Consider the following 17,906-nt stretch of genomic DNA (forward strand, 5'->3'; position numbering starts at 1 on the left):
CCCCATGGAACCCGAACATCCTGACCTGCCATGCAACGCGAATTTGATTTCCAGTCCTCCGATCCGCCCTCGAAACAAGCTGTGGATGCGAAGCCGACCGCGGAAGACCCCACAAACCGGCGAGCGTCGTCAGATCGGCCGGCGACGAGCACATCGCGATCGCTGGTGCTGGAATCCGGTGCGGCGGCGGCGTCCTACCGGATCCCGCCCCAGCCGCTGCCGTCGCTGTTGGTCCGCGCCTCCGCCGGTACGGGCAAGACGTACCGGTTGACCGGGCGGTTGATCCATCTGTGGCTGCAGGGCACGCCGATCGAAAGCGTTCTGGCCACGACGTTCACGCGCAAGGCGGCCGGTGAAATCCTCCAGCGCGTGCTGACCACCTTGGCCCGCGCGGCAACCGATCCCACGGAGGAGGCCCTGGCCGACCTGCGCCGCCAGATCGGGCGCGAGGACGTCAGCCGCGTGCAGTGCACTCGGCTACTGCACGCGATCGTGCGATTTATTCACCGCCTGCGGATCGGCACCCTGGACAGCCTGTTTTCCCAACTGGCCCAGTCCTTTCCCTTCGAACTGGGCTTGCCGCCGGGGTGGCGGTTGACCGACGAGAACGAGGAGCGGTGGCTGCGGAGCCGGGCCATCGAAGCCCTGCTGGCCGGATCGGAGCTCAGCGAGGTGGCGTCGCTGATGTCGATGCTGACCAAAGGCGAAATCAAACGTTCGATCGCCCGCGAGATCGACGGCGTCGTGCTGTCGGCCTATGCGGTGGCTCGCGGTTGCCGTCCCGATGCCTGGGAAACCCTCCAGCGGGCGACCGCTCCTGACGATGCCGCGCTGACCAAAGCGGCCGGATACCTGCTGACCGCGCAAGTCGGTCATAAATCGGCCGACAAGAACCTGGCCAAACTGGGCGAAGCGCTGGAGACGCGCGAACCGTCGCTGCTGGCCGGCAAAGAGCTGCTCTCCACGGTCAAGGGCTGTGTGGACCGCGGCGAAACGCCGTCCTACTACCGCCGGGAATTGCCCGAGGATATCGTCGAAGCGTTGTTGGTGGCCTATCAATACGTCCGCTCCGACACGCTGGGCCTGCTGGCCGAACAATCCAAGGCCACCGGGCAACTGCTGCAGAACTACGACCGCTACATCACCCTGCTCAAGCACGGCGTGCGGGCTCTGGCCTTCGACGACGTCACACTGCGTTTGGCCGATTGGATCGAAGGCCAACCCTTACAGTCAATCGCCGCGCGGCTCGATGGAGCGATCGAGCACGTGTTGCTGGATGAGTTCCAGGACACCTCGCCCCAGCAGTGGCGCGTGCTGCGACCGCTGGCCTATCGCGCCGCCTGCGGTCCACCGGATGCCGGCCAGAGGGACGGCGTCTCCGGTGCCAAGGGCGATCCGTCCTCGGCGGTGCGTTCTTCGTTTTTCTGTGTGGGCGACACCAAGCAAGCGATCTACAGCTGGCGCGGCGGCGTGGCCGCGATCTTCGATACGGTCGACCGGCAGATTCCCGGTGTTCAGAACGACGCGATGTCGCTCAGCTATCGCAGCAGCCCGGTCATCACCGACGCGGTCAACGACGTGTTCCACAACTTGACCCGCCATCCGCTGTGCGACCACGCCGGCCAGGTCGACGAGGACCCGGCGCGGCAAGAACCGTACGAAGCGGACGCGGTGGTGGATTTTGCCAAAGCCTTTCCGCAGCATGCGGCCAGCCGCAGCGACCTGCCCGGATACGTGCGGATGCAAACCGGCCCGGAGTGTGACGGGTTGGCCGATGAGAAAGCGATCGTGCATCAAAGCTACGTGGCCCAGCAGGTCGCGGATCTGGCACGGCGAATGGCCGGCCGCTCGATCGGCATCCTGACTCGCAAAAACGCCACCGTCGCTCGCCTGATTTATTTGCTTCGCGGTCACGGCGTGGATGTCAGTCAGGAGGGTGGCAATCCGTTGATCGATTCCGGTCCAGTGGAATTAATATTGTCGGCCCTGATGCTGGTCGAACATCCCGGCGACGGCCGCTGGTGGTACCACGTGCAGAACTCGCCTTTGTCCGCGCACGACGTGTTCGCCGGCGTCGGGCCGCACAGCGATTCCCCCGACGTGCTGGCCGAGCAGAGTCATCGGGCGGCGGCGCGGCTGCGACGTTTCGTCGAGGAACGTGGCCTGGTCGCTGCGATCCGCCAGCTGGCCGACCCCGTGGCGGCGGTCGCCGACGCATCGGATTGCCTGCGCCTCCGTCAATTGCTGCAGCTGGCGCAGCAGTTCGCACGCAACCCGCAACCGCGCTGGAGCGACTTTGTGGACCTGGTCCGCCAGCAGCGCGTCGAACGGCCGCAACCGGCTCAGGTCCGGGTGATGACGGTCCATCAAGCCAAGGGTCTGGAGTTTGATGCCGTGGTGCTGCCGGAGCTGGAGTACGCACTGGGGCCCAGCGGCGTGCGCTGCGTGGCGCGGCGGCCGGTGCCACACGACCCGCCCGAAGCGATGCTGCGGTACGTAAACCGAGCGTCGTGGAGTTTCCTGCCGGAAGTCTGGCAGCGAGCGTTCGGCCAGATGGTGGCCACCAACGTCACCGAGACGCTGTGTCTGTTGTACGTCTCACTGACCCGTCCCCGTCACGGCTTGTATCTGTACGTCCAGCCCACCGGCAGCCGCACGGCCAAGAGCCAGAAGAACGCCAAGATGCTGCTGTACAACGCCTTGGAATGCGAAGCCGATCCGGGCGACGCCGAGACGCTATGGTATGAGGCGGGCGAGGAGCAGTGGTACAAGAAACTGCCGCCGGTCGCACCGCCCGATCCTCCGCCCCCGGCCAAAACGATCCGGCTGCAGCCCGTCTCCACCCCGGCGCGACGCAATCTCCCGCCCGCCCCCGAAACCACGGATTCCCAGAACAGCAGGATCGGAGAGAATTGGTAGCCGTGGACGGGAATCTCAAATCTCAAGTCTCAAGTCTCAAATTCCCTGACTTCGGCGGAAAGCCTGTATGAAAAAAGATCGTTTTCTCCCCTCTCCCCCAAATCCTGGCGAGCCTAAGCGAGCCAGGATTTGGGGGAGAGGGGCCGGGGGTGAGGGGGAATTGCAGCGTAGGTTCGTCAGTGTCACGCCTCGATGCGGTGCGGCAGGAAGATCCGTTGCAACGAGTCAGCCATTTGCACCCGAGCCCCCTCACCCCGGCCCCTCTCCCACCACCGCTTCACTCGCTGGCGCTCGCGGCGCCGCGGGGGAGAGGGGAGAAAACGATTCTATTCGCCCATAGATTTCGCTAGAGTCAGCAAACCTCAAACCTCAAACCTCAAACCTCAAATCGATTACGAGCACGAGCACGAGCACGAGCACGATCCAAACTCACCACTCACCACTCACCACTCACCACTCGCCAACCAACAATGCCTACGTTCCTTCACGCTGCCGACTTGCATCTCGACAGTCCGCTCCAGCGGCTGGAAGCCTACGAGGGGGCTCCGGTCGAACCGATTCGTTTGGCGTCCCGCCGGGCGTTGGAGAACCTGGTCGAACTGGCTCTTGCACGCAACGTCGACCTGGTGGTCATCGCAGGCGACCTGTACGACGGGGATTGGCAGGACCACCACACGGGGCTGTTCTTTGTTTCGCAGGTCACGCGTTTGGTTCGCGAAGGCATTCCGGTCGTCGCGATCAGCGGCAATCACGACGCGGCCAGTCAGATGACCAAGTCGCTGCCGCTGCCCAAGAATCCCGATGGCAGCCCGATCATGTTGTCCAGCCGCTCGGCGGAAACTCGCCGCTTTCCCGATCTCGGCATCTCGGTCCACGGCCGTTCCTTCGGTCGCCGCGCGGAGGTCGACAACATGGTCCCGGACTACCCGGCGGCCGACGGCGGTGTGTTCAACATCGGCGTGCTGCACACCAGCCTGACCGGAGCCGAAGGACACGACACCTACGCTCCCTGTACGACCCTGGATTTGGTCAACAAACAGTACGACTACTGGGCCCTGGGGCATGTCCACACCCGGAGGCTGCATCACGATGTGCAGGATCCCGATGCCGCTCCGATCGTCTTCCCCGGCAACCTGCAGGGGCGTCATCCCAAGGAAACCGGCGCCAAGGGGTGCTACGTGGTCGACATCGATTCACGGGGACGACCCCATCTGGAGTTCGAAACGCTGGACGTCGTCCGCTGGGAAACCTGTCCTTTAAAGCTGGAGGACTGCGAAACGCTCGACGACGTTTATGACCGATATCGCAGCTGGCTGCAGGCGGCCATGCACGAGGCCGGCGACCGTATCCTGGCGCATCGCGTCCGCGCCCTGGGCGGAACCGGATTGCACAACACGCTGGTTTCCGATCACCTGCAGATCGAGAACAGTCTGCGAGCGGTGGCGATGGAGATCGCCGGCGAACAAGCTTGGCTGGAAAGCCTGCGAGTGCGAACCAGCTTGCCCCGCGATGCGATGCCCAACTTCGATCCCGACGGACCGCTGGGATGCTTGGAGGAGGTTCTGGCCGAAATGAGCACCGACGATCAACTGGACTCGCTGGGCGATGAACTAAGTGACCTGGTGCGGAAGCTGCCCGACGAGCTGACCGCCGCGCCGCAAGACGCCCTGCGTTTGAACGATCCGCAAACCCTACGCGAGCTGATCGAAGCGGCTCGTCCCCTGCTGCACGTGCAATTGCATCGCGAGGAGGCAACGCAATGAGACTGGAACGACTGGACCTGATCGCTTACGGCGGATTTACCGATCGCAGTCTGGACCTGTCGGCCGGTCCGCGCAGGCTGCATCTGCTGTACGGCCCCAACGAGTCGGGCAAGTCCACAGCCCTGCGAGCCATCACCGGATTGCTGTACGAGATCGATCGCAACACCGACGACAATTACCTCCACAGCTATCCGAACCTGCGGATCGGCGGACGTTTCTGCAACGACGACGGCGTCCGCCTGGATTGTGTACGGCTCAAGCGGAACAAGAACTCGCTGCTGGATCTCGATGGCGAACCGGCCGACGAAGCGGTCCTCGCCCGCTTGCTGGCCGGGATCGATCGCGAAACCTTCGAGCATCAATTCGGCCTGACGCATCCGCGCCTGGTCGAAGGCGGACGAGCCATCACCCAGGGTGATGGAGACCTGGGCGAAATCCTGTTTGCCGCCGGTGCCGGACTGGGCACGTTGACCGAGGTGGGACAGCAGTTGATTAAACAGCAACGTGAGCTGTTCAAACCCTCGGGTTCGATCCCCACGATCAACAAACAACTGTCCGAACTGAACCGTCTGCGCCGGGACCTCAAACAGGCGCTGCTGAAACCGGCCGATTATAAACGCCGTTGCGATGCCCACGAACAGATTAAAAAACAGACCGGCATGCTGCAGCAACAGGTCAGTCAGGTGCGTCAGCAGCACGCGAGAAACCGCCGCCTGCTCGACGCGCTGCCGATCTTAAGGAAACGCGCGACCCTACAGCAACGCCGCGAAACCTTTGGCGACGTGCCCCGGCTGGACAGCGACTTCGTCGAACGCCGACGCGATGCGCACGAAAAGCGTTCCACCGCCGAAAGCCGGCAGCGGGATCAGCGTCAGCGGTTGGCGCGTCTGGAGCAAGAGCTGGCCGCTGTGGAGGTCGACCCGCGTTTGGAAGCGCACCGGCAATCGATCGAAGCGCTGAACCGGCAGTTGGGCGCAAGCCAAACCGCCGCGCGAGACCTGGTCAAACGGCAAGCCGAAGCGGATGCGATTCGCCAAGAGATCGATGCCAGCCTTCAACGGCTGGATCGCCAAGAATCGTTCGACGACCTCCAGTCGCTCCGCATCCCGTTCGAACGCCGCGAGCGCATCGCCGCACTGGCGGACGAGGTCGGCCGGCTGGAAGAAAAGCAACACGCGGCGCGGCAACAACTGGATGATTTGCAGGAACAGATCCAGCCGCTGGAAACCGACGCCGCCGGTCAATCCGCTCCGGTCGACCCGGCTCATCTGGCGTCGGTACTGGAACAGATCGGTCCGCCTGCCGCGCTTTTGGAAGCCCACGGCGACGCACAAAAACGGGTGGACACGTTGGCCCGCCGAGCCGAGCGGCAACGCTCACAGTTGGTCGGATTCGACGGCACGCTACAGCAAGCCGTGGGGCTTACCCCGCCGCGGCCGGCCCAGATCGAAGAGCTCGCCGACCAACTGCGGCACTGGCAAACCGTCCGCGAACAGTTGGCCCCGCAGCAGCGTGAGCGGCGCCAACAACTGGAAGAGATCGAAGCCGAACTGGAAACGCTGAAAAACGCTCAGGCAATCCCCAGCGAAGCCGAACTACAGGACATTCGCCAGAGGCGCGACAGCCAGCTCGCCGATCTCAAAGCGGCCGCCCCCCCGGACACCTCGACGCTGGCCGCCGTCAAAGATGCGGTCGCTCGCGCCGATGCCATGGTCGACGTAATGCGGCGGGAAGCCCAACGTGTGGCGCGCCGTGCGACCTGTGAGGTCGACGCCGAAAGATACCGCGTCCGGCTCCAGCACGACGAAACCGAACTGCAGGCGGCCCAGCAGCAGTACGAGGCCGCCTGGCAGCAATGGCTCCGGCTCTGGCAGCAGGCCGGGGTGACCGCCGAGGGGCCCGCGGCAATGAAGGACTGGCTGGAGACGCTGGAGCAACTGCGCGACATCCACAACGACTTGCGCGAGGCGCAACAGCAAGCCGAAACGGCCCAGCACAAGGTCGCCGATGCGACCGAGCGACTTAGCAAAGCACTCGCCGAGACGCTTTCCGCCCCCGCAGCCACCGTGCCAGCCGACGGGGAACCCGATCTGGTTCGTCTGGTCGCCACCGCGCGCCAACACCATGCCGCGCTGCAAAAGCGGTTCGAGGAGCATCGTCAGGCTCAGGCGTCGCTCGAGACGCTGCGACGCAAGCTGCCCAAAGCCGAACGGCAGTTGCAAGAACAGCAAGACCAATACGCCCAGTGGCAGCGTCAGTGGCGGGCGGCGATCGAAGGCATCGTCCAGTCGCCGGACGTGCCGCCGTCGGGGGTCAAACGGTTGATCGAACAGATCGACGAGATCTTGAACAAGAAAGCCACCCACGATGGGCTCCAGTTACGAATCGACGAGATCCAGGCGTCCCACAAAGCGTTCGCTAGGGACGTTCAGTCGCTGCTGCAAACGGTCGCGCCGGACCTGCTCGAATTACCGGCCGATAAAGCGGTTCCGGCCTTGATCGAACGTGCCAATAGCCATCGAGACGCCGCGGTGAAGCAACGCAGTTTGCAGGAGCAGGTCGACGAGGCGAAACGAATGCTCGAACAGAATCAACGGCAGTACGACGAAGCCTCGGACACGCTGCGAATGTTGGCCGACGAAGTCGGCTGCGAACAACTTGATGATCTCCCGGAGCTGGAGCACCAGTCCGCAGAGGCGGCGCGCTTGGATGCCGAGCTGGAAAGCTGTGATGATAGTCTGCGGGCCCTGGCCAGCGATCAACCACTGGAGGCATTCGCCCAATCCGCCGAAGCGGCGGACGCCGAAACCCTGCAGCAAGAAGCCGATCAACTGGGCGACCAACTGGCCCAGTTGGAGGCGGAATTGGGCGAGCGGCAACAAGAACAGGGCCGGTTAAAAGATGACGTCGAGAGGATGGATGGCAGCGCCGCCGCCGCGGCCATCCAGCAAAAGATCCAGGACACGCTGGCGCGGCTCCGCCGCGACGCGCTGCAGTACGCCACGCTGCGAATGGCCGACGTCGCCCTGCACCGGGCCATCGAACGCTACCGCGCCGCCAACCAAGGTCCGATCCTCGCGCGAGCTGAGGATATTTTCTGTCGCTTGACCCTGAACGATTACACCGGCCTGCGAGCACGGTACGACGACCGTGCGACCCCCACCCTGGTCGGCGTTCGCGGGACGATGGAGGTGCCGGTGAACCGGATGAGCGACGGGGCGGCCGATGCGCTGTACCTGGCGCTGCGGCTGGCCAGCCTGGAGTCGCACGTCGACCGCCGCGGTCCGTTCCCCCTGATCCTGGACGACATCCTGATCCAGCTGGACGACGACCGAGCCGCCGCGGCCCTGGAAGTCCTGTCCGAGCTGAGCGAGAAGACGCAAATTATCTTCTTCACCCATCACCGCCACCTGCTCGAGATCGCCGCCGAGCGGCTCGGCGCCGACCAGTTCCACTGCCACGACCTGCACGAAGTGGCGGTCACGTCGTAGCCGAGCTATTGGTGCGTAGGCGCCCCTCGCCAACCAAACTCTGGCGAGTTCGGCTGCGAAATTGGGCGACTTCGGTTGCGAGCGATCGGTCAAGACGGCTTGCCAAGGCGTCTCGGATCGAGAAACTGTGGTTCTTGCCTTTAACGGCTGTGCCGTTTCGAGTTCTCGCTTCACCCTGAATGTGTTCCTATGTCCCAGCGTCGTGGTTCGTCCTTTGCAGGTTTGTCTGTCGCCATCGCCACTCCGTTTCAAGATGGCCAAGTCGACTATGCGCGACTGAAAGCACAGTTGGAATTCCAGATCGCCGCCGGTACGACGTGCGTGGTCCCCACCGGCACCACGGGCGAATCCCCCACCCTGACTCATGACGAGCACGAGCGGGTGATCGCCGAAACGATCCAGACGGTCGCCGGCCGCATCAAGGTCATGGCCGGTACGGGCAGCAACAGCACGGCCGAAGCGTTGCGGCTGAGCAAGCGAGCGGAGAAAGAAGGCGCTGACGCAACGCTGCAGGTCGCCCCCTACTACAACAAACCCACCCAAGAGGGCTTCTACCAACACTACAAGGCGATCGCCGAAGCGGTTTCGATCCCGGTGTGCGTTTACAATATCCCCGGACGCAGTGCGGCCAACATCGAAGTGGAAACGATCCAGCGGCTGGCCGACGTCGATGGAATCGCGATGGTCAAAGAGGCCACCGGGAAACTCGACGCCTGCTCGGAGATCCTCGGCACCACCGACCTGACCGTGCTCAGCGGCGATGATAGCCTGACGTTGCCGATGATGTCGGTCGGGGCCGAAGGCATCATTTCAGTGGTCGGAAACGTCGTTCCCGGCGACATGTTGGCGATGGTCAAAGCCTATGCCGAGGGCCAGATCGCCGAAGCCCAGCGGCTGCATCACAAGCTGTACGGCCTGTGCAGCAACATGCTCGGACTGGCGACCAACCCGATCCCGGTCAAAGCCGCGATGAAGTTGGTGGGCCGCGACACGGGCGAACTGCGGTTGCCACTGACGGCTCTGGACGACGCCGGGATGCAGCGTTTGACGCAGACCCTGCAGACCTACGGTTTGATCGCTTGATCCGCTCGTTGCCGCCCCATCACCGGCCCCGGCCCCACGGCCGCGAAACTTTGTTCGACCGGGCGGGTTAAAATACCCGGGTCCCGATGTCGTTACCACAAAGCCTCGTGAGCTGGTTGTGATGAAAATACATGCTTTCCTGTCGCTGCTGCTGATCGCCCTGCTCAGCGTGCCCGCTCAAGCCCAGCCCCCCAGAGAGGGAGACCGTGGCGGACGCGGCGGAGACCGTGGCGGGCGTGGTGGAGACCGGGGTGGGCGCGGGGGAGACCGTGGCGGTTTCGACCCCAGCCAGTTCCTCAGCCGGCTCGATCGCAACGGCAACGGCATGTTGGACATGGACGAGCGTGACGGGCCCGGTTCGTTCATCATCGGCCGCTTGAAACGCGAAAACCCGCGTTTCAATGCCGATCGTCCGATCCCGCTGAAAGAGATCAGCGACGCGTTTACCCGCATGCGGGGCGGCGGCGGCGATCGAGGCGGTCGCGACAACAACGATCAAGCCCAAGCGTCGGCCCTCGAAGCGGGAATGTTGGTTCCCGGCTTTGGCGTCGAGGCACCGCCCGAGCCCGTGCCGGGTTTCGGAGCGACCGCTGAGATGTTCGACGTGGAGGTCCGCGAAGAAGACCGCCGCGAAGCCGAAGAACGGATGCGGCGCTATGACCGCAACCGCGACGGGTTCCTGACCCCGAACGAACTGAGCAGCCGCTGGGAGGGCAACCCGATGGACTTCGACCGCAATCGAGATGGCAAACTCTCGCCCGCCGAACTGGCCGTTCGCTACGCTCGCCGCCGTGAAGGCAACGCCCAGAAGGCCCAGCCCAAACGGGATTCTCGCGACGATCGTCGCCGACGTGACCGCGACGACGACGAACCGGTCGATCCCTACAACGGGGCGAAGTCGTTCCGCAATCTGGGTTGGCCCAGCGAGAACGAGGAGTTGCCCGAGCTGTTCAAAGAGCGTGATGCCGATGGTGACGGACAGGTGCTGATGAGCGAATTTGCCAGCGAATGGACGCAGGAGAAAGTCGAAGAGTTCTACGCCCTGGACCGCAACGGCGACGGTGCCATTACCCTGGCCGAAGTCAATGCTCCGCGGCGCGAGGACCAGGACTCGCAGGACGACGGTCGCCAGAGCATGACTTCGACCTCGCAGCAGTCTCGCTCGGAGGATCGCGGGGATTCCTCTCGCAAGGACGACGAAGAGAGCCGCTCGCAAAAGTATTTGGACTACTCCAAGCGAATCATCAGCCGCTACGACACCAACGAAGACGGGGCCCTGCAGGCCGCCGAGTGGAAGAAGATGCTGATCGATCCCTCGCCCGCGGACGTCAATCGCGACGGCCGGATCACGGCCGACGAGTACACGGATTATCTGTTGAAAAAAGGTCGAAGGTAGGCGTGAGCGACATCGAGGACACGATCTGCGCGGTCGCCTCGGCCGCCGTGGGCGCGGCCCAAGGGATTGTGCGGATCAGCGGCCCCGATTCGCTGCGAATCCTGCGCTCGGTTCAGCGCGGCCAAACCGACTGGCCGCAGCGGGCCCCGCGGCGGGTGCCGCTGGAGATGGATTTGGGGTCGCCCCTGGGCACGGTCCACGGCTCCGCTTTGCTGTGGCCTACGCCGCGCAGCTACACCGGCCAGGTCGCAGCCGAGCTGCATCTGCCGGGCTGCCTGCCACTGCTGGACGCTGCGGTCGAACGCTTGATCGCCTCGGGGGCCCGTCCCGCTCGCCCCGGCGAATTCACGCTCCGCGCCTTCCTCGCTGGTCGGCTGGACCTGACGCAGGCCGAAGCCGTTTTGGGGGTGATCGATGCCGACGATCGACGCTCCCTGGACACGGCCCTGGAACAACTGGCCGGCGGACTGTCCGGGCCGCTCGGCCGCCTCCGGGCCGATCTGCTGGACCTGTTGTCCCATCTGGAAGCCGGCTTGGATTTTGTCGAGGAAGACATCCAGTTCATCGCCCCAGAGGAACTGGACGCCGCCCTGTGCGATGCCCAGCGGCAACTGCAGACGATCCGCGGCCAGCTGTCGCGGCGCACCTCGTCGGCGGACCTGCCGCTGGTCGTCCTGCGCGGCAAACCCAACGCCGGCAAAAGCCGCCTGATGAATGTGCTCTCGGGCGCCTCGGCGGCGATCGTCACGGATGTGGCCGGGACCACTCGCGATCCGGTGCACTGGCAAGCGAACCTCGGGCGGCATCGGGTCCAGCTGGCCGACACCGCCGGAATCGAAGCCGGCCGTGATTCGATCGAACGCCGTGCGCAAACCGCAGGTGTGCAAACCGATCGCCGGGCGGCCGTCCGCTTGATCTGTCAGGACGCGCTCGACCCTGCGCCACAAGCTCCGCCTACCGACGCCACGCCCACACTCTTCGTCCGCACCAAGTGCGACTTGCTTGCGGCCGACGACGCCGCGAAAGACCACTCGGCTTCCGACGGTTGGATCGACACCAGCAGCCTCAGCGGTCAAGGGATCGACCGGCTGCGCGAGGCGATCGCCGAGCTGCTCGACCGGGTGCTGCACCGCGACGCCGGCTCGGTTGCCGGCACGGCGGCCCGCTGTGCGGCTTCGCTGGACGAAGCGATCGCGGCCGTGGAAGAAGCCCGCAGCGTCCTGCACGGCGGAGGCGGCGAAGAATTGGTCGCCGCCGAAATGCGGCTGGCTCTGTCGGCCATCGGCGAAGTGACCGGCGAGGTTTATACCGATGACATCCTGGACCGCATCTTCAGCCGTTTCTGCATCGGCAAATAACGCCTTCTACTCGCCTTCGACCGGGTCCAGCTGAACCGGTTCGGTCTTGGCCCACTTGGCGGCTTTCTCCTCGGCACTGGGCTGCTCCAGCGGACGGACGACGCGAAACCCGACAGTTAGCGCATCGGTGTGATACCAGATGCTGCGGGGCAATTGCGGGTCCTGCTGTTTCCAGTCCTCTTCGGAGTGGTGGCGAGCGGCGCTGCGAAGCCGATCCGGGTCGTCGTCCCAGCTTCCGCCGCGGACCACACGCGGGTACAGCGTCGTGGGGATCTGCAGCGGGTCGACGATCAAGCCCTCTTTGGCTCGCTGGGCATACAGGTCTTCGACGTACTGATCCAACGTCCATTCGGCGACGTTGCCATGCATGTCGTGCAGGCCCCACGGATTCGGCTTTTTCTGTCCCACCTCTTCATAGGCATCGTCGCTGTTGTCGAAGAACCAAGCGTAGTCTTCCAGATTGTCGGGATCGTCGCCGAAGGAGTAGGCCGTCGACGTGCCGGCGCGGGCGGCGTATTCCCATTCCGCTTCGGTGGGCAAACGGTAGTAGCGGCCGGTCTTGGCGGTCAACCACTCGCAATAGGTGCGAGCGGCGTGCTGGGTCATGCAGATCGCCGGATGCTGGCCCTTGCCCATCCCGAAACTCATATCGGTATAGGGTTCGGTGGGACGGGTGACGCCATCGACCAACAGGTCTCGCGGCCCGGCGGCGATCGACAGCAATTTGCGACGACGCTGGTCCATCTGGTCGGTCCAAACGTCGTACTCGTCCCAGGTCACTTCGTGCTTGCCCATCCAAAATGGCGAAATTTTGACGGTGTGCTGCGGGCCTTCGTCCTCGTTTCGATCCGCTTCCGATTCGGGACTACCCATCTGGAAGGTGCCCCCCGGAATCGGCACCATCTCAAAGGCCACCTCGGTGTGCGCCAGTTCTTCGGTATAGGGCTTCATCTCCGCTTCGGTCTCGGCAACCGCGTCGGGATTAGCGACCGGCGCGGGCGATTCGTCGGCCGCGGCGCCCACAGCGAACAGGCCCGAAGCAAATAGGCCCGAAGCAAATAGACCAAGGGCACGGAGACTCAGCTGCGACGAGCGTTTGGGGGGCATAAACGTCCAATGGCAAGACATGGTGGGAGAATCCACGGGGGTGGGAAGAAACGAACGAGGGGGGCGTGCGCGGGTGCGACCATTCTAATCTCCGCGGCGCAACGGCTTGTCGATTTATTCGAAAACGCATTGCTTACGTGAGCCGTCCGGGCGATAGCCTCCGTTGTGCGGTGACGAAACCGAGGCTATCGCCTAAACGGCTCAAAAACATCGGCAGGCCGGCAAGCGAGCGGCTCAAGTTTTCAGCGAGGGCAACCCCTCTCGTTCCAGGCGCAGGACTTTGTCCAGACGTCGCGCGTGTCGTTCCTGCGGATCGTACTGTGCGTTCAGAAAAGCACGAATGACTTCCAGCGCCAGCTCCGGGCCGATCACTCGGCCGCCGATGCACAGCACGTTCATGTCGTCGTGTTCGACACCCTGACGCGCCGTGTAGGTATCGTGACAAACGGACGCTCGGATGCCGGTGATTTTGTTGGCTGCCACGCTCACGCCCACGCCGCTGCCACAGACCAGGATTCCCCGATCAGCTCGTCCCTCGACAATTTCGCGGGCGACGAGTTCGGCAAAATCCGGGTAATCGCTCTGAGTGGTATCAAACGCCCCGCAGTCATGCAGCCGGATTTCGGGCACGGTCTGCTGGCCCCCGCCCGACAGCACCTCGGCCACGGTTTGCTTGAGTGAAAAACCAGCGTGATCGCCAGCAAGAGCGATCCGTAGGGGGCCAACCGGGTGCGTCATAGTTCAGGGCTCGAGCAGATTAAATGGACGAAATGGTCAGATTTGTGTCAAAACGGCAAGCCAGGGGGGGAAAGGCCGTTGTCTCCGGCCAGCGGCTTTGATAGTTTTTGCGGATTGTGGCACCGTTGGCTAGCTACCATCGCTGCGTTCTCTATCCGTTTCCCGCTAACCCCCGAACGATCGGGCTTTTGTAGTCGCTCCACCGGGCCAAGTAAACGGTTGCCGGACTCGATTGCTAGCTTTGACCGTTCTCGAAACTGAGTTTTCCATGGTAAACCGTAATCTGATCCGCGCCCTAGAAGATGATGATCTGGCGAGCGAGTTGGCTCTGCTGGCTCCCCCCGAGGACACCGAAGACATTCTGTTCGAGGCGTTGACCCAAGAACAGCAAGACTACATCCAGGGGCGAATCGTCGACGGCCGGATCGTCGAGTTGAACGACGAATGGGCTCTGGTCGACGTCGGATTCAAGAGTGAAGGCACGATCGGACTCGATGAATGGGGTCCCGAGGAAGACCCGCCCAAGGTCGGCGACACGGTCAAAGTCCTGATCGAGGAGATGGAAGACGAACTGGGGGCCGCCGACGACCCCTACGGCATGATCTCGCTGAGCAAGCGCAAAGCGGAAAAGATCATCCAGTGGGAAGAGATGATGGAGTCGGTTGCCGAGGGCCAAGTGGTCACCGGTACCGTGATCCGCAAAATCAAGGGCGGCCTGTTGGTCGATATCGGCGTCAACGTCTTCCTGCCGGGCAGCCAAGTCGACATCCGTCGACCGGGCGATATCGGCGATTTCATCGGCCGCGTGATCCAAGCCGAAGTGCTGAAGATCGACGACACGCGCCGCAACATCGTGATCAGCCGCCGCTCGTTGATCGAACGCCAGCGTGAAGAAGACCGCGCGTACCTGATGAAGGAACTGGAAAACGGCCAGATCCGCAAAGGTATCGTCAAGAACATCGCCGACTTCGGTGCCTTCGTCGACCTCGGTGGTATCGACGGCCTGCTGCACATCACCGACATGGCTTGGGAACGCATCGGGCATCCCTCGGAAATGGTCTCGATCGACCAAGAGATCGAGGTCAAGGTGCTGAACATCGACCGCGAAAAGCAAAAGATCGCGCTCGGTTTGAAGCAAAAAGACCGCAACCCGTGGGAAAACATCGAAACCAAGTACCCGGTCAACACCGCCCACGAAGGCGAAGTTGTCAACGTGATGAGCTACGGAGCGTTCGTGAAGCTGGAGCCGGGCATCGAAGGCCTGGTGCACATCAGCGAAATGAGCTGGACCAAGCGGGTCAATCACCCCAGCGAACTGGTCAACATCGGCGACAAGATCGAAGTCAAGATCCTGGGCGTCGACCCCGAAGGCCAGCAGCTGTCGCTGGGTATGAAGCAAACCCAGAAAAACCCCTGGGACGAAGTCCTGGAGAAGTACCCCGAGGGCAGCGATGTCACGGGCCACGTGCGCAACCTGACCAACTACGGTGCCTTCATCGAACTGGAAGAAGGCATCGACGGTCTGCTGCACGTCAGCGACATGTCGTGGACTCGCAAGATCAGCCATCCCAGCGAGTTGCTGGAGAAGGGCCAAGAGGTTCACTGCCGCGTACTGAGCGTCGATCAGGATCGTCGCCGCATCGCCCTGGGCCTGAAGCAGCTGGACAACGACCCCTGGACGACCGACATCCCGGAAAAGTACCAGCCGGGTCAGTTGGTCAACGGCCAAGTTACCAAGATCACCAACTTCGGCGTCTTCGTCGGACTGGAAGACGGCCTGGAAGGGCTGTTGCACATCTCGGAACTGGCCGACCACAAGGTCGAAGACCCCGAAGAAGTCGTCAAAGTGGGCGACCCGATCGAAGTCAAGATCCTGCGGGTCGACACCGACGAACGTAAAATCGGCCTCTCGCGCAAACGCGTCGAATGGGCCGAGGAACAGGAAGAAGCGGCAGCCGAAGAAGAACGGCAACGCACCGCCGGCCAGGAAGAGCTTAAGGGCGGCCTGGGTGGCAGCGATGGCCTGCTGATTCCGTCGCCGGAGCCTAAGGACGAGGAATAAAATCGCGTCCTAGTCGCCTAAAGCAAACCGAGAAAACCTCGCGGTCCCCCCGGGCCGCGAGGTTTTTTCATGTGCCGACCGAGTCATTTTCTATCTGAGCCGAAGGCCAAAGCGGGCTGTCGGTTGGAGTCGAGAACGCATCGCTTGAGTGAACCGTTTGGGCGATCGCCCCGGTTCATTCCGGTGACGTATCCTGGCGGAACGTCAATTCGGCCACCAACGGCAAATGGTCGGAGGCGTATCGTTCCTCGACGGTATAGTACGCTTCGACGCTCAGCGTCTCGGCCGCTTTCTTGTTCCAAAGAATCAGGTCGATCGCTTTCTGGGGATTCCGCTGCGGATAGGTTAAGGGATGGGCTTCGGTCAACATCCCGAACTGACTTTTCAACAGGCGGAAGTTTTCGTCATCCGGTTCCATGTTGAAGTCCCCGCCCAAGATCACCGGGTACTCTTCATACCGCTGGGTGTGCTTCAGCAGCGTCTCGATCTGGAACTTTCGGATCGTGTCCGAGCGGTGATCCAGGTGCACGGTCATGAAGGCGACTTTGGTCCCTTCGATCTCGACCAGCACGATCGCCAGCGAACGCGTTTCTCCGCTCGCCCCTTGCGGGGCCGGCAAGCGATGGCTCTCCGCCTTGAGGATCGGATACCGGGACAGGATCGCTTGCCCCTGTTCCCCATCGGACTTGTACGAGGCGCTGGCGAAGTGGTAATGCATGCCCGTCGATTCGGCCAAGTCCTTCGCCTGGTGGGACTGCTTGCCCGAACGGACCGTGTACTTATCCACCTCCTGCAGCCCGACGATGTCGGGTGATGTCCGCCGGATGACGTCCGCAACCGCCTGCAGGTCCTTGTGCGAGTAGTCCGGCTTGGATGGCGGAGACGCGATGTGGATGTTGTAACTCATGACCTTCAGCGGTTCTGTCGAACCGCAGGGATTCGCAAAGCCGCCCAGAATGACCAGTGCCGAGACAAACGAAAGTACTGTTTTCATCAGGTTTGCAATCTCATCAGGAATTGGATCGTCATCCCTTACCGAGCGGCCTAGCCCGGCGAACTGGCGAGGGTGTACTGGAGCTTCTGCGGCTTGTTGTGTTCGGCGTGCGTGGCATCCAGGGCTCGCAGTTCCAGCGTCAACTCGTCCTCACCCAACTCGGCACGCACCCAGCCACTGGGGCGCGATTCGTTGAAGACATATGCGGTGGGCGGCAAGTTGATCAGATAAGGCTGGCCCTCGGAGCGGCGGACGTTCCAGTTGTGCGTGTGCCCGAAAACGTAGGCCTGCACATGCGGGCGGGCTTGCAAGGCGTCGAGCAGCGCCCGTGAATCGACTAGGCCGGAAACCCGCTGCTGGGAGCCCTCGGGCAGGAACTGAAGATTGTGGTGACCGATCACAATCGCCGGTTTGTCCGAATGAGCGTCCAACGCCTCGATCAACCAGGCCAGCTGCGGCTCGCCCAGTTCGCCGGTGACGACGTTGACCTCTTTCAGCGAATCGACCAGGAACAGATTCGCCGTCGGCGACTCCAGCACGCTGACGTGTTTGCCTTCGACCAGCGGGTGTTCCGGTTGTTGACTTTTGAAAGCGTTGTAGAACGGACCGCGATCATCATGATTGCCCATGTTCATATGCACGGCCAAGCCGGCATCGCTAAGCCGCTGTAGAGCTTTGCTGAGCGTCGCGTAGTCGGCAGGAAGCCCTTTCAGGTAGGCACAGTCGCCGTTGATGATGACGCCCTCCGGCGGAGTCGCTTCGGCCAGCACCTGGTCGACGACGCGGTTCAAATTATCGAACATCGTCACACCGCGAGCACTGGTGGCCGGATCGGCGGCGATGTGCGTGTCGGACAACAGCGCCCACCAGGGACGCGGCGAGCTCGGTTCCGCGGCTCCGCTGGCTTGCCCGGCCAGCAAGGCGGTCCCGCCGACCAGGGTGGTGTGCAAGAAACGACGACGAGATTGGGGCAGGACGTGCAGGGGCATCGGACA

Annotated in this window: 11 protein-coding genes; 7 read left to right on the plus strand and 4 right to left on the minus strand. The window is 63.0% G+C overall.

Features of this window, described 5'->3' with window-relative positions; genetic code table 11:
* The first annotated feature begins 30 nt into the window (after nucleotides 1–30).
* The 6 genes from GE027_RS02045 to GE027_RS02070 all read left to right on the plus strand — a co-directional run bounded on the left by GE027_RS02045 (nucleotide 31) and on the right by GE027_RS02070 (nucleotide 12,010).
* Nucleotides 31–2,919 carry a UvrD-helicase domain-containing protein gene (locus GE027_RS02045; RefSeq protein WP_153555507.1) on the plus strand — a complete coding sequence of 963 codons (2,889 nt, stop codon included), beginning with the start codon at nucleotides 31–33 and terminating at the stop codon, nucleotides 2,917–2,919.
* Between the two features lie 470 nt (nucleotides 2,920–3,389).
* Nucleotides 3,390–4,682 carry a metallophosphoesterase family protein gene (locus GE027_RS02050; RefSeq protein WP_153555508.1) on the plus strand — a complete coding sequence of 431 codons (1,293 nt, stop codon included), beginning with the start codon at nucleotides 3,390–3,392 and terminating at the stop codon, nucleotides 4,680–4,682.
* Complete coding sequence (locus GE027_RS02055) at nucleotides 4,679–8,173, plus strand: YhaN family protein (protein ID WP_153555509.1); 3,495 nt, start codon at nucleotides 4,679–4,681, stop codon at nucleotides 8,171–8,173. Before GE027_RS02050 ends, GE027_RS02055 begins: the two co-directional genes overlap by 4 nt.
* A 189-nt stretch (nucleotides 8,174–8,362) precedes the next feature.
* Complete coding sequence (dapA, locus tag GE027_RS02060) at nucleotides 8,363–9,256, plus strand: 4-hydroxy-tetrahydrodipicolinate synthase (RefSeq protein ID WP_153555510.1); 894 nt, start codon at nucleotides 8,363–8,365, stop codon at nucleotides 9,254–9,256.
* Between the two features lie 121 nt (nucleotides 9,257–9,377).
* On the plus strand, nucleotides 9,378–10,652 hold the full coding sequence (locus tag GE027_RS02065) for an EF-hand domain-containing protein (RefSeq protein ID WP_153555511.1): 1,275 nt from the start codon (nucleotides 9,378–9,380) through the stop codon (nucleotides 10,650–10,652).
* A gap of 2 nt (nucleotides 10,653–10,654) precedes the next feature.
* Entirely contained in the window at nucleotides 10,655–12,010 is a 1,356-nt protein-coding gene (locus GE027_RS02070) for a tRNA modification GTPase (protein WP_153555512.1), read from the plus strand.
* A 6-nt stretch (nucleotides 12,011–12,016) separates the two neighbouring features.
* Here the strand turns inward: GE027_RS02070 and GE027_RS02075 are convergent, their stop codons facing one another.
* Complete coding sequence (locus GE027_RS02075) at nucleotides 12,017–13,138, minus strand: formylglycine-generating enzyme family protein (protein WP_153555513.1); 1,122 nt, start codon at nucleotides 13,136–13,138, stop codon at nucleotides 12,017–12,019.
* A 213-nt stretch (nucleotides 13,139–13,351) separates the two neighbouring features.
* Nucleotides 13,352–13,855, minus strand: coding sequence for a ribose 5-phosphate isomerase B (gene rpiB, locus GE027_RS02080; RefSeq protein WP_153555514.1), 504 nt, complete (start codon nucleotides 13,853–13,855; stop codon nucleotides 13,352–13,354).
* A 268-nt stretch (nucleotides 13,856–14,123) separates the two neighbouring features.
* Between rpiB and GE027_RS02085 the strand changes: the two genes are divergently transcribed.
* Nucleotides 14,124–15,917 carry a 30S ribosomal protein S1 gene (locus tag GE027_RS02085; protein WP_153555515.1) on the plus strand — a complete coding sequence of 598 codons (1,794 nt, stop codon included), beginning with the start codon at nucleotides 14,124–14,126 and terminating at the stop codon, nucleotides 15,915–15,917.
* Between the two features lie 175 nt (nucleotides 15,918–16,092).
* Here GE027_RS02085 and GE027_RS02090 read toward each other — a convergent pair whose 3' ends face one another.
* A complete protein-coding gene (locus GE027_RS02090) occupies nucleotides 16,093–16,911 on the minus strand; it encodes an endonuclease/exonuclease/phosphatase family protein (RefSeq protein WP_153555516.1) in 819 nt (272 codons plus the stop codon).
* A 50-nt stretch (nucleotides 16,912–16,961) separates the two neighbouring features.
* Nucleotides 16,962–17,900 carry a metallophosphoesterase family protein gene (locus tag GE027_RS02095; protein ID WP_153555517.1) on the minus strand — a complete coding sequence of 313 codons (939 nt, stop codon included), beginning with the start codon at nucleotides 17,898–17,900 and terminating at the stop codon, nucleotides 16,962–16,964.
* Between the last annotated feature and the right edge of the window lie 6 nt (nucleotides 17,901–17,906).

It is taken from the genome of Roseimaritima sediminicola (assembly GCF_009618275.1).
GTDB lineage: Bacteria > Planctomycetota > Planctomycetia > Pirellulales > Pirellulaceae > Roseimaritima > Roseimaritima sediminicola.